The 12,574-nt window shown below is 69.6% G+C and carries 13 protein-coding genes; 7 read left to right on the top strand and 6 right to left on the bottom strand.

The annotated features are described in order from the left end of the window. Nucleotides 1–7: 7 nt before the first annotated feature. Nucleotides 8–1,486: a glutamine synthetase family protein gene (locus ASG30_RS09530; protein ID WP_082522002.1), complete on the bottom strand. Its 1,479-nt coding sequence runs from the start codon at nt 1,484–1,486 to the stop codon at nt 8–10. A 211-nt stretch (nt 1,487–1,697) separates the two neighbouring features. Beyond that, nucleotides 1,698–1,907 carry a hypothetical protein gene (locus ASG30_RS22495; protein ID WP_156385476.1) on the bottom strand — a complete coding sequence of 70 codons (210 nt, stop codon included), beginning with the start codon at nt 1,905–1,907 and terminating at the stop codon, nt 1,698–1,700. Between the two features lie 273 nt (nt 1,908–2,180). Between ASG30_RS22495 and ASG30_RS09525 the strand changes: the two genes are divergently transcribed. After that, nucleotides 2,181–2,681 carry a glycine zipper domain-containing protein gene (locus tag ASG30_RS09525; protein ID WP_055895289.1) on the top strand — a complete coding sequence of 167 codons (501 nt, stop codon included), beginning with the start codon at nt 2,181–2,183 and terminating at the stop codon, nt 2,679–2,681. Nucleotides 2,682–2,752: 71 nt separating this feature from the next. Here the strand turns inward: ASG30_RS09525 and ASG30_RS09520 are convergent, their stop codons facing one another. The 3 genes from ASG30_RS09520 to ASG30_RS09510 all read right to left on the bottom strand — a co-directional run bounded on the left by ASG30_RS09520 (nt 2,753) and on the right by ASG30_RS09510 (nt 6,284). Continuing rightward, a complete protein-coding gene (locus ASG30_RS09520) occupies nt 2,753–3,646 on the bottom strand; it encodes a hypothetical protein (RefSeq protein WP_156385475.1) in 894 nt (297 codons plus the stop codon). A gap of 237 nt (nt 3,647–3,883) precedes the next feature. Further along, entirely contained in the window at nt 3,884–4,855 is a 972-nt protein-coding gene (locus ASG30_RS09515; RefSeq protein ID WP_055895285.1) for a Bug family tripartite tricarboxylate transporter substrate binding protein, read from the bottom strand. Between the two features lie 25 nt (nt 4,856–4,880). Beyond that, nucleotides 4,881–6,284, bottom strand: coding sequence for a M20 family metallopeptidase (locus tag ASG30_RS09510; protein WP_055895283.1), 1,404 nt, complete (start codon nt 6,282–6,284; stop codon nt 4,881–4,883). 163 nt (nt 6,285–6,447) lie between these two features. Here ASG30_RS09510 and ASG30_RS09505 point away from each other — a divergent pair, with 163 nt between their 5' ends. From ASG30_RS09505 to ASG30_RS09485, 5 genes are read left to right on the top strand one after another with little or no spacing between them, the layout of a single operon-like run. Next, nucleotides 6,448–8,664, top strand: a complete 2,217-nt coding sequence (locus ASG30_RS09505; RefSeq protein WP_082522001.1) for an ATP-binding protein — start codon at nt 6,448–6,450, stop codon at nt 8,662–8,664. A 51-nt stretch (nt 8,665–8,715) separates the two neighbouring features. Beyond that, on the top strand, nt 8,716–9,675 hold the full coding sequence (locus tag ASG30_RS09500) for a Bug family tripartite tricarboxylate transporter substrate binding protein (protein WP_055895279.1): 960 nt from the start codon (nt 8,716–8,718) through the stop codon (nt 9,673–9,675). A gap of 9 nt (nt 9,676–9,684) precedes the next feature. After that, on the top strand, nt 9,685–10,185 hold the full coding sequence (locus ASG30_RS09495; protein WP_055895277.1) for a C40 family peptidase: 501 nt from the start codon (nt 9,685–9,687) through the stop codon (nt 10,183–10,185). A gap of 42 nt (nt 10,186–10,227) precedes the next feature. Continuing rightward, the gene (locus ASG30_RS09490) at nt 10,228–10,620 is read left to right on the top strand and encodes a hypothetical protein (RefSeq protein WP_055895275.1); all 393 of its coding nucleotides are present in this window, start codon (nt 10,228–10,230) and stop codon (nt 10,618–10,620) included. A 50-nt stretch (nt 10,621–10,670) separates the two neighbouring features. Further along, the gene (locus ASG30_RS09485; protein WP_055895273.1) at nt 10,671–11,477 is read left to right on the top strand and encodes a 2-keto-4-pentenoate hydratase; all 807 of its coding nucleotides are present in this window, start codon (nt 10,671–10,673) and stop codon (nt 11,475–11,477) included. A 33-nt stretch (nt 11,478–11,510) separates the two neighbouring features. Here ASG30_RS09485 and ASG30_RS09480 read toward each other — a convergent pair whose 3' ends face one another. Further along, on the bottom strand, nt 11,511–12,065 hold the full coding sequence (locus ASG30_RS09480) for a hypothetical protein (protein WP_055895268.1): 555 nt from the start codon (nt 12,063–12,065) through the stop codon (nt 11,511–11,513). Between the two features lie 80 nt (nt 12,066–12,145). Here ASG30_RS09480 and ASG30_RS09475 point away from each other — a divergent pair, with 80 nt between their 5' ends. Beyond that, nucleotides 12,146–12,496, top strand: a complete 351-nt coding sequence (locus ASG30_RS09475; RefSeq protein ID WP_055895265.1) for a DOPA 4,5-dioxygenase family protein — start codon at nt 12,146–12,148, stop codon at nt 12,494–12,496. Nucleotides 12,497–12,574 lie beyond the last annotated feature (78 nt).

The raw sequence follows: 12,574 nt of genomic DNA, 5'->3' as shown, positions 1-12,574 counted from the left end.
TCCGCGGTCAGACGTGGAGCAGCAGGTGCTCGCGCTCCCAGGGGGAGATCACCCGCATGAATTCCTCGTGCTCCAGGTCCTTGATCTCCGTGTACACGGTCAGGAACTCCTTGCCGAGAATCTCCGCCAGGTCCCTTTCGGCGCGCAGCAGCGACACCGCTTCGCCGAGGCTGCGGGGGAGCTCGAAGGCACTCTGGTAGGCGTTGCCCTTGCATTCCGCCGTCGGCTCGATGCGCTGCTCGATGCCCAGCAGGCCGCAGGCCAGCGTGGCCGCCAGCGCCACGTAGGGGTTGGCGTCCGCGCCGATGACCCGGTTCTCGACCCGGCGGGCCCGCGGCGTGGAAACGGGTGAACGGATGCCGACCGTCCGGTTGTCGACACCCCACTGGATGTTGATCGGCGCGGCGGTGAAGCGTGCCAGGCGCCGGTAGCTGTTGACGTAGGGCGCGAAGAGCGCCGTGGCGGCCGGGATGTACCTCTGCAGGCCGCCGATGTACCAGTAGAACTCGCGGCTGGGCGTGCCGTCCTCGTTGCTGAACAGGTTGCGTTCCCCGTCCTGGCTCACCAGGCTCTGGTGCACGTGCATGGCGCTGCCCGGCTCGCCCGCGATCGGCTTGGCCATGAAGGTGGCGTACATGTCGTGCCGCAGCGCCGCCTCGCGGACCGTGCGCTTGAACAGGAAGACTTCGTCGGCCAGGGCCATCGGCGCCGAATGGAAGAAGTTGATCTCCATCTGGCCGGCGCCCACCTCGTGGATCAGCGTGTCCACGTTCAGCTCCATCTTCTCGCAGTAGTCGTAGACGTCCTCGAAAAGCGGGTCGAACTCGTTGACGGCGTCGATGGAGTACGCCTGGCGCGAAGTCTCGGCGCGGCCGCTGCGGCCGATGGGGGCCTTCAATGGCAGGTCGGGGTCGGTGTTGCGGGCCACCAGGTAGAACTCCAGCTCCGGCGCGACCACGGGCGTCCACCCCCGGCGGTCGAACAGCTCGCAGACGCGGCGCAGCACCGCCCGCGGGGCGAAAGGCACCAGCTTGCCGTGGCGGTCGTAGCAGTCGTGGATCACCTGCGCCGTCGGGTCGGTGGCCCAGGGGACGATCCGCACGGTGGTGGGGTCGGCGACGAGGTGCATGTCGGCGTCGTTGCGGCTGACGACGTCGAAGTAGGGCCCCTCGTCCGGATGTTCACCGGTGACGCTCATGGCCACCACCACTTCGGGGAGCCGCATGCCGCGGTCCTCCGTGAACTTCTCGCGCGGCAGGATCTTTCCCCGCGCGACGCCGGTGAGGTCCGGCACGAGGCATTCGATCTCCGTGACGCGGTGTTCGTTGAGCCAGTTGTCCAGCTCGGCGAACTGGAACTGGCTGCGGTCCTGCACGGTGGAAGTGCCCGGCGGTGCCGACGGGCGCGCGGGCGGCGTGGCGGGATCGGAACTGGACGGGGTGCGCCCATTCGGCGGCACCACCTCGGGGTTGACACGCGCCCGCATGCGGCGGCGGAAATCCTTCTCGCCTCTGCGCCTGCTGATGTCGTCGCTTGCGGAACTCACGAAGTCATCGTAGCCATCCGTGCGACGCCTGAGTTGCGAACTCCGGGAAAACGCTCCTCGGTGAAAGAGCCCTGCCATGGGAATGCCGAAGCCCCCGTGCCGTTCGATATGACGAAGCTGTCTGAGCGGCGTGGCTGGTACTCCCGTACTCCTAATGCACGACCGGTCGCAACGTGCCGCGCCGGACGAGCGAGTGGAAGTCGGCTGAACTCAGGACAAGTTCGTTTTCGCCGTGCTTCAGGCTCACGATGAAGTGCCCGCCTTGCTGGGTCTTCGGGAGGTGGACGACGCCATCGACATGCCAGCGCCTGCCCTCCGGATCGACGAAGAGCTGACCGCGATGCGGGGGGACGAGAGCCATTCTTTCAGTATCGATCGGCAAGGGTCATGATGGGCGGAGAAACCGGACTCGTCGACTGCCGGACGAACTCGAGCAGGCCGCACTCTTGTTCAACAGCAGCGGGGGCGCAGGCCGGCTCCGGATCCAACGGATGAGGCTTGGCGGGGTGGTGCTGCTCTGTCTGCACTGGATGACAAGCCGTTAGGCGAGGGTGGCTGCCAACATGCGTCGCCTGCCTAAGCAGCCTCCCGTTGCGTTGGGGTACCTTGGGTTTTTCCAACCAAGGAGATCGACATGGACAAGGACAATCCCGACGCGAAGAAGAAGGCCGCCGCTACTGGTACGGGCGCCGTGGCAGGGGCAGCTATCGGTGGCGTGGCCGCCGGCGCCACGACCGGCGCCCTGGCGGGCGGCGTGACGGGTCCCGTGGGTGCCGCGGTCGGCGCTGCCGTGGGCGCGGTCGCGGGCGCATTGATGGGCAAGAAGGCGGCTGATCCGGCCATCGAAGACAAGTACTGGCGCGAGAACCACTCGAGCCGCCCGTATGCCCGCAAGGAAGTCGGCTGGGACCACTACCAACCCGCCTACCGCGCCGGCGTGGAGTCGTACAACCGCAATCCGGACCGCTCCTTCGACGATGTCGAGCCCGAGCTCAGCCGCGACTGGGGCAGGGCACGAGGCAGCTCGTCGCTGGAGTGGGAACATGCCCGCCCCGCGGCGCGCGACGCCTGGGACCGCGTGAGCAATGCTGCCGAGCGTGTGATCCCCGGAGACTCCGACAAGGACGGCCGCTGAACGGTCGTTGACCGGTCGCTGACCTGATCGCCGCGTCGCCCTCGGGCGACGCGGCTTTTCGGCGTGCGCGCCTAGCGTCGCGCCAGCAGGGCGGTGACGAGCGCACCGAGCCCCAGCACCACCGCGGCGGACGCTACCGGATGCGACGCAATCGTCTCGCGGTAGCCGGGTTGCACGTCGTACCGATCGCGCTGCCAGGCGGTCGCGTCGCGCTCATCGGCCCCGACGAACGTCGTGCCGGGCTGCGGGCGCATGCGTTGCATCAGGACCGTCGCCAGCAGCGCCCCGACACCGAGGAAGGCGCCGACGCCCGCGTACGGGTGCGCCTGAACGCCCGTGCGCGCCGCACTGCCGTACTCGTGCGACCGGGCCAGCAGCCGCTGCGTGCCCATCCGCACCTGGAGCGGCAAGGTGCTGGCCGTGCGCGCCAGGTCGGACGCGATGGCCTTGGTGCTGGCCAGGCCGAGCGCCGCGGCCGCCCCCACCTTCCCCATGGCTTCCTGCCCCGTTTCGCCGATGCCGTGCATGCGCGAACCGGCTGCGTGCAGCCAGCGGTTGGCGCGTCGCTCGGGATGGAGGTCCGCATCCCAGACGGGACGCGCACGCACGGGAACGTTGACCACCCGCACCTTCGGCGAACGCGAGAACATCCGGTCGAGGATCACGCCCGCGCCCACGGCGAGGCCCGCCGCCTGCAGCGGTCGGGCGTTGATCTGGTCGCGCACCTTGTCGCCATATTGGCGAGCCTGCTCGCCGTACTTCGCCTGGCTGGACATCACGCCGCGGCTCTTCGATGTCAGGCCCTGCTCCAGGCTGTCGATGGCCTTGTGCAGCCTGCCGGCGGCGCGGTGGATGCGGTCGCCCCCACCCGCCTTCGATGACGCGGCGTCCGCGGTCGCGGTTCTTTCGAGCACGGCGGGCATGCCGGTTGGGCTGTCGTGGATTTCTGGATTCGACGGGTTCATCGCGGACTTCCTCCAAAGGAAAAAGGAAAAGACGAGCGGTGCCGGTCCGGCTGCCAGAAACAGCCGGAGGAAGAACACCCAGGTGGGAGAAGGCGAGCGCCGATGGCGCTGCCGATACGGCCTTCGAAAGGCGCTAATGCATTGTCTTCGCGGACATCGGAGCGCGGCTCTCAGCAGCGGGTATCAACTTGTCATTGGTCGCGGGCAGGAGGCCGGGCCGGCCGCCATGCCCGGCGCTCACTCGATGCTGATCTGCGCCCTGCGCGCGATGGCCTTGAAGGCGTCGACCTCGTCGCGGATCAGGCGGCGGAAGGCCTGCGGGCCGAGCAGCACCGGCTCCAGGCCCGCGCCCTCCAGCGTCTTGCGCACCTCGGGCTCGGCCATCACCGCGGACAGCTCGCGGTTCAGTCGGGCCAGCACCGGCTCCGGCGTGCGCGCCGGCGCCGCCAGCGCATACCAGCTCACCAAGGACGCCTTCGGGATCTTCGCCTCGACATAGGTCGGCACGTCGGGCAGCAGCGCGGCCCGCTGCTCGCCGGTGACGGCCAGTGCGCGCAGCTTGCCCGCCCGGATCTGCGGCGCCGCGGCGGCGACGGTGTCGAAGCCGATCGGCACCTCGCCGGAGATCAGCGCCGTCAGCGCCGGTGCGCTGCCCTTGTACGGCACGGCCGTCATCCGGGCCTGGGCCGTCTCGGCCAGCATCGCGCCCGCCAGGTGCGGGCCGGAACCGCTGCCGAAGGTGGCGTACATCAGGCCGTTGGCATCGGCCCGCGCGCGCTGCAGCAGGTCGGCCACCGACGTGATCTGCGTCGAGGGGCCGGTCACCAGCACCAGCGGCGCCCTGGCCACCACGGCCACGTGGGAGAAGCTGTCGATCGGGTCATAGGGCAGCCCGGGCTTGAGCGCGGGCAGGATCGAATAGGTGGAGGAGCCCGAGAGCAGCAGCGTGTGCCCATCGGGCGCGGCCCGCGCCACGGCGGCCGCACCGATGGCGGTGGCCGCCCCGGGCCGGTTGTCGATGACCACGGGCTGGCCCAGCCGCGGCGAGAGCCGGTTGGCGACCAGGCGGGCGACGATGTCGGTGCCGCCGCCGGGCGGGAACGGCACCACCAGGGTGACAGGGCGCGTGGGCCACTCCTGCGCGAAAGCGGGGGCGGCCAAGGCCAGGCACGTGGCGGCCAGGGCCAGCAGGGAGCGAAGCGGTTTCATCGGTCGGGAAGGAAAGTGAATCGGTTCACGCGGCGCGCGCCGCACGCACGGCGGCCGCGCTGTCGCCCAGGTCCCAGAACAGGCCGGCCATGATGGCGAGGCCCTCGCGGGCCACGGGCGCCAGCAGGTGCTCGTTGGGCGCGTGCTGCGCGCACGCGGGATAGGAGTGCGGCACCCACAGCGTGGGCAGGCCCAGCGTGTTGGCGAAGATGTCGTTGGGCAGCGAGCCGCCCAGGTTGGGCAGCAGCGCCGGGCGCTTGCCGGTGCTGCGCTCCATGGAGTCGAGCGCCCAGTGCACCCACGGGTCCTGCGGGTCGAGCCGGGTGGCCGCGCCGCTGGCGCCGGGATGGATCTGCACCGCCTGGAAGCCATGCGCGTCCAGGTGCGCGCGCAGCGCGGGCACGATGGCATCGAGTTCGGTGCCGACGACGAAGCGCAACTGGCAGAACACCCGCGCGCCCGGCGGGATGGCGCCCACCGGCTGGGCCGGGTTGCCCGCCACCATGGCCAGGACCTCCAGGCTGTTCCAGCCGATCACGCGCTCGGACGGCGTCAGCCCCGGTTCGCCCCAGTCGGCGTCGATGGCCGGATCGTCCCCGCCGCCGCCGACCTCGATGTCGGCCAGCGCCCGGCGCACCGCGGCCGGCACTTCGCGCGGACGCAGCGCGTCCACGAGCAGGCGGCCGCGTGCGTCGACCAGCGACGCCACCGCATGCGCCAGCACGATGCCGGGGTTGGCCAGCAGGCCGCCCCAGTTGCCCGAGTGGTAGGCGCGCTCGCGGCATTGCAGGCGCAGCTCGAAGTTGAGCGCGCCGCGCGAGCCCAGGAAGAGCGTGGGCCGCTGCGCGTGCAGGCGCGGGCCGTCGCTGGCCAGGAACAGGTCGGCAGCCAGCGCCTGCCGCTCGCGGGCGCAGAACTCGGCCAGGCCCGGCGAGCCGGCTTCCTCGCCGGTCTCCACCAGCAGTTTCACGTTGAAGCCCAGCCGGCCCTGGCGCGCCACGATCACCTGCTCGAGCGCGGCCAGGTTGATGGTGTGCTGGCCCTTGTTGTCGGCCGTGCCGCGCCCGTACCAGCGCTCGCCCTCGATGCGCAGCTCCCACGGCGCGAGGCCCTCTCGCCACTGCGGCGCCTGGCCGCGCACCACGTCGCCGTGCGCGTACATGAGCACCGTGGGCAGCCCCGCGGACTCGATGCGCTCGGCCACCAGGAAGGGCAGCCCGGCGGCGGCCGGGTTCTCGTGCAGGCGGCAATGGAACCCGAGCGGCGCCAGCGAAGCGGCCATCTCCTCCTCGAGGTAGGCGCGCAGCACCGGGGCGGCCTGCGGCTCCTCGCTCTCGGAGGCGTAGCGCACGCGCCGCGCCAGCGTGGCGGCCAGCGCGCCCGAATCCAGGACTTCCTGCGCGCGCTGCAGGGCTAGCGGTCGGCTCATGGCCGCACTTTAGCCTGCGGGCAGGGGGGCGGTCCGCAGAGCTGGCGCGCGTGCCGGCGACGTCTTGGGGAAGGCTTGATCGAGGGCCGACACACGAGTCGTCGGGGGTGTGCTTCTCCCGTGTGAACCGCATGTGCGCAGACCGGCCGGGCTAGACTCGGGAATGGCTTTTTCCATGCCCCAGACCAGCATTCGCGGACGACTGTTCCTGCTGGTCCTGGCATTGTGGATTCCCGCTGTCGCGGGTCTCGGGCTGCAAGCGTATAGCGGCTACAGCAGCCAGAAGCAAAGCATGCTGGAGGAGATGCAGCAGCAGGCCATGGCGCTGCGCTTCGGCATCGACACCGAGATCGAACGCCGCCTGACGCTCGCGCGGGCGATGGCCGCGCTCCCTTCGCTCGAGGCGCGTGATCTGGCGACCTTCGAGCGCGCAGCGCGCGCGGCGGTCAAGGAGTCCGACGAGAGGGTGGTGCTACTCGACCGCGAGCGACAGTACTTCAACACCGGTGCGCCGGTCGCCGCCGTCGTTGCGCGACACCCTGGCGCGCTGTTCGTGACCTCCGGGATGGGCATCTCGTTCGTGCCCCACGGCCCGCTGACGCCGGCGCCGTTGATGGCCGTGCTGGTCCCCGAGAGCGGGCGGACCCCGCCGCAGTTCAACGTGGGCGTGCCTTTCCCGCCGGCGCGCGTGCAGCAGCTGATCCAGCAACAGCGGCCGCGTGCCGCCACGGTGACTTCGGTGATCGATTCGCAGCAGCGCGTGATGGGGCGCAGCCGCGATCCGGAGCGCTGGATCGGGCAGCGCGCGAGCTATCCGGCGCTGCTGGAGATGGCGGTGCGGGGCGGCTCGGGCTTCCTTTCGACGCAGACGCTGGACCGGGTGGCGAGCCTCACGTACCTGTCGCCGCCCGGGCGGTACGGATGGGCGGTCGTCGTCGCGCTTCCCGAGCAGGCGCTGACCAACGCCGCGTCGGAGCTTGCGCTGCGTGCGGTGGCTTCGTCCGCGGTCCTGCTCTTCATCGGGCTGGGCCTGGCCATCGTCGCGGCTCGCCGCATCAGCCAGCCGGTGAAGTTGCTGGAGCAGGCTGCCGGGGCGCTGCTGGACCAGCGGGTCCCCGCGCCCCTGGCCACCGGCCTGTCCGAGATCGACCGGGTGGGCGAGGTGCTGCATCACGCCGGTCAACGCGCGCACGAATCGGGACGCGTGCTCGAGGCACGTGTCCGGGAAGCCTCCGAAGAGGCCAGGAAAGCGGAGGCCAGCCTGTTCGAGGCCCGCAAGCACGAGGCGATCGGGCGCCTGACCGGAGCGATCGCTCATGACTTCAACAATCTGCTGCAGACCATCTCGATGGGCCTGCAGGTGGTGTCCCGCTCCGTTCCCGAAGGCAGGCACACCCGGCCGCTCCAGGCCGCGCTGGCTGCTTCCGGACGCGCAGCCGACCAGATCCGGCAGATGCTCGCCTTCGGCCGCACGCAGCAGTTGCGTCCGCAGCCCATCAACCTGGCCGACCTGCTGCTGCGCAGCCAGGACCTGACCGACAAGGCGTTGGGCGAGCGCGTCCGGCTCGTGGCGCAACTGGATCCGGGTCTTCCGGCGCTGATGGCGGACCCGATCCAGCTCGAACTTGCCCTGCTCAACCTGGTCTTCAACGCCCGGGATGCGATGCGCGACCGCGGCGGCACGGTGACGCTGCGCGCGTCGGTCGTGGACGGAGATCCTGCCGTTCCCGATGCCCCCCGGTTGCTGCGGATCGACGTGGAAGACGACGGCCCGGGCATGGATGCAGCCACCCTGGCGCGCGTGTTCGAACCCTATTTCACGACCAAACCCGTCGGCGCCGGGACGGGCCTGGGACTGCCGCAGGTTCAGGCGTTCGCGCGGCAATCGCGGGGCGACGTCCGCATCGCCAGCACGCCGGGGGCAGGGACGTGCGTGTCCCTTTTCCTGCCGGTGGCCGCGCTGGAGGCCGTCGCGCCCCCGACCGCCGTGCAGCACGCGCGGCGCAGCGACAAGGTGCTGCGCGTGCTGATGGTGGAGGACGACGTCCTCGTCGCTTCGGTCGTCGTGGCCGCGCTGGAACACGCCTCCCATTCCGTGGTCCTGTGCCGGACAGCCGACGAGGCGCGGGCCCTGCTCGAACAGGGGCAGTGCGTCGACGTGCTGTTCACCGACGTGATGATGCCGGGCTCGATGACGGGCCTGGAACTGGTCGCGTGGTGCAGGGAGAACCGCCCCGGGCTGCCGGCTCTGGTGGCGACCGGCTACTCCGCCCGCCCCGCCGGGGGCGTCTGCAAGGTGCTGCGCAAGCCCTACGCCATCGAGGACCTTCTCGACGCTCTCGACGCCTGCACCGCGGGCCAGCCCCTGCTGCAGGTTTGAGCCGCCAGCGTTCCGTTAGCATGGGCGACCCGCCCAGGAGCCCACGTCGTCATGAAGAAGAACGTCATCGCACTCTTGCTCGGCGTCGCCTGCGTCGCCAGCCTTGCCCAGTCCTATCCCACCAAGCCGATCCGCCTCATCGTCGGCTACCCGCCGGGCGGCGGTGTCGACTTCACTGCGCGGACCCTCCAGCAACCGCTGCAGGAAGCGCTGAAGCAACAGGTGGTCATCGACTACAAGCCGGGCGCGGGCGGGATGCTGGCCGCAGGCGAACTCACCCGCGCGGTGCCCGACGGCTACACGCTGCTGCTGGCCAACACCGGGCCTTTCGCCATCGCCCCCTACCTGCAGTCCAGGCTTCCATACGATCCGGTCCGCCAGTTCACCTACATCGGACAGATCAGCCAGGGCAGCTATGTCGCGGTGACACGGCCGGACCACCCCGCCAGGGACATGCGTGAATTCGTCGCCTGGGCCAAGGCGAATGCCGGCAAGGTCAATTACGCCTCCGGCGGTGCGGGCACCTCCACGCACCTCAATGGCGAGCTGATGAACCAGGCGACCGGCCTGGACATGACGCACGTGCCGTACAAGGGCAGCGCTCCTGCCGTGCAGGACCTCATCGGCGGACAGACGCATCTGTTGATCGACGCGGGCACGGTGCTGCTCCCGCAGATCAAGGGCGGCAAGCTGAAGGCCCTGGCGGTCACCGGGGCGAAGCGGGACCCGCAGCTGCCGGATGTGCCCACCGTGCGCGAGTTGGGACTCGTGGCGATGGAGTCCACCGGATTCCAGGGGCTCGTGGGACCCGCGGGCCTGCCGCGGGAGGTGGTCGAGAAGCTGGCCACGGAGTTGAACCGGGTTCTCGCGCAGCCGGAGCTCAGGTCGAAATTCGCTGCTTCGGGCTCGGAGGCCCACTTCCAGGGCCCGGTGGAGTTCGCCAACTTCGTGAAGGCCGACAACGAGAAATGGGCCCGCCTGATCCGCGACCGCAAGCTTCAGCTGGACTAGGGCGGCGGGATGGATGCCAGAAGGCGGGGACTCGTCGCCGGCGCGGGCTGGCTTGCCCTGGCCAGCCTGGCCGGCTGCGGCACCACGGCGAACGAGGGCCGCCAGGGCGCCACCTTTCCCCGGCCCTCCCCGATGTCCGACCCCGAGGCCGCCGAAGCCGCGTTCCTGGCCCTGGGCCTGGTGGGGACCCCGTACCGGTATGGCGGCAACACGCCGGAGGGCGGGTTCGATTGCAGCGGCCTGATCGGCTACGTGTACTGGCGATCGGCCGGGATCTCGCCGCCGCGAACGGTCGCGCAGATCAGCCGCTGGGGCCAGTCCGTGGGCGCCGGTGACTTGCGCGCAGGGGATCTGGTGATCTTCGGCAGCGACGGTTCACCGTCGCACGCGGCCATCCACGCGGGCGAGTCGCGCTTCGTGCACGCGCCAAGCACCGGCGGCACCGTTCGCCTGAACAACATCCATGAGCGTTACTGGAAGACCCGGCTGCTGGATTACCGCCGGGCCTGAGTTTTTGGCGCCGTCGACTCCCGTTGGTTAGCATCCGGCCGGATGAAGCTCGATCCTTACGTGCAGGTCGACGACATTCCGTTTTCACTGTCCAGCCAGGAGCTGCTGCGCAGGCGCGGTGAACCCTGGCGCGCGCTGCGCAACGGCGTAGGCCTCCATGAGATGGACTACGGCGACGTGGTGTTTCGCTTCCAGGACTGCGGGCGCCTGGAGGAGATCACGCTGCAGGCCGAGGTGGTGAGCATCGGCAACGTCGCCATCCCCTTCGCCAGCCTCGCCGTTTTCATCCGCGCGAACGACCCCGAGGCCTTCGAGCGCGCAGGCTTCGTGATCAGCCGGCAGTGGGGTTTGGCCTTCGACCCTTCGGAGCCCTTCTGGGTGACGGCCCTGGCGCGGCATTGCCTGCCGGAATGGGGGCGCCTGGGCCAGGGTTGAAGCGGCTGCGGCGTCTCCAGCAGAAACCACATTCCTCGAGGAAGACCGACATGACGGATCAGCATTCCACTCCAGAAGACTTGCGGCAGGCAGCGCACACCATCGCGGCAGCACGGAAAAGCCTGGCGCCGCTGCCGGCCCTGCCGCAACCGATCGTTCCGAAGAGCATCGAGGACGGCTACCGGGCCCAGTCCGAAGTTCACCGGCTCCTGGCCACCGAACTGGGTCCGAGGGTCGGCTACAAGATCGGCTGTACCAGCGAGGTCATGCAGAAGTACCTTGCCATCCCCCACCCGTGCGCAGGTGGCGTCCATGCACGCGGAGTGCATCAGAGTGGGGTGGTGCTGAACGCCAAGGACTTCGTTCGCGTGGGTGTCGAGTGCGAGATCGCGGTCCGTCTTGGAAAGGATCTCGGTCCCGGTGGCGCCCCCTTCACCCCGGATTCGGTGGCGGACAGCATCGAGTGCTACCTGCCGGCGATCGAGATCGTGGACGACCGCTACGCGAAGTGGGAGACGCTGGGCGCGCCGACGCTGATCGCCGACGATTTCTTCGCCGCCGGCATCGTTCTCGGAAAACCGGTGGCCCGATCCGCGGTCGCGGACCTTGTCCATGTGGAAGGCCGGGCCCTGGTCAATGGCCAGGAGGTGGGCCGGGGGACCGCGGCCGATGTGCTCGGCCATCCGCACAATGCATTGGCCTGGCTGGCCAACCATCTGGCGAGCCAGGGCGCCGGGTTGCGTGCCGGCGAGATCGTGATGACCGGCAGCCTCGTCAAGACCCTCTGGCTCGACGCGGGCGATGAAGCGGCGATGGAGTTCTCCGGACTCGGAAAAGTCCAGGTCACGTTCGCCTGACCGGATGCCGGCGCCTTGTCCCGCGTCCCGCGACTACGCCGGAGTGGATTCCGGGGTCGCGGGAATCGCCGCCAGGGGGCGCATCCATGGCAAGGCCATGGAGGCCGTTCGATGCACGGACATGTGGATGCCGTGGATGGCGTGCGTACCGGCGTCGCGGTAGACGAGCCGGCCGTTCAGGGACGAACCGCCGTCCTGGATTTCCAGCAGTGCGGTCGCCAGCAGCACGGGCGCGTCACGGCCGGGCGTCGGTCCCAGCGTGACATACCCGTCCGAGATCCTGCCTTCCAGGGGCACCTGCAGCTTCGTGCTGTGGTCGCCGGAGCAGTGCCGGATCCAGAGCAGCCCGCGCAGGTCGCTCGCCTGCTGCTCGAGGCTCAGGCCGATCTCGGTCCATTCGCCCGCGGTCGGGGCCGATGCATTGCCCAATCCCGTCCAACCGCCGGAAATGTTTACTCCTCGATACCTCCAATGCCGCAACAGCGGCAGCACGTCATGCACCCACAGGTCCTTGAGCGTCATGAGGAAAACGGTCGCGACCAGGGCGCCACCGGCGCCCAGTCCCAGGTAAACGGCTGTCTCATCCATAAGCCGACTTTGTCATGGCGCAGGTCCTGTCGTGTTTGCACTTGCAACAGCAGGAGGATCGACGGGCCACAATCGCGTGCATGCCGCGCCGCCCCGTCAACCTCCACCCGGCCTACCACGCGCATGTGTACTTCGACGCCGGCACGGTCGGGCAGGCGCGTGCCCTGTGCGAAGAGGCTGGCCGCCTGTTCAAGGTGGCGGTGGGCCGCGTGCACGAGAAGCTGGTGGGGCCGCATCCGCGGTGGAGTTGCCAGCTTGCCTTCTCGGCGGCCGAGTTCGATCGCGTGGTGCCCTGGCTCGACGAACACCGCGGCGGCCTCGACGTGTTCGTTCACGGGCTGAGCGGAGACGAACTCAAGGACCACACCGACCACGCCTACTGGCTGGGCAACGAGTGGCCGCTCGACTTGCGGATGTTCCAGGAATCCTGAACGGACAAGTCGGTTCCAGTGACATGAAGAGTGCGATCCCGCGTGCGACGAAGACGCAGGACCGTTGTAGGTGCCGCT

It is taken from the genome of Ramlibacter sp. Leaf400 (assembly GCF_001424545.1).
Classification (GTDB): Bacteria; Pseudomonadota; Gammaproteobacteria; order Burkholderiales; family Burkholderiaceae_C; genus Ramlibacter.
This window is presented reverse-complemented; position numbering and strand designations above follow the sequence as displayed.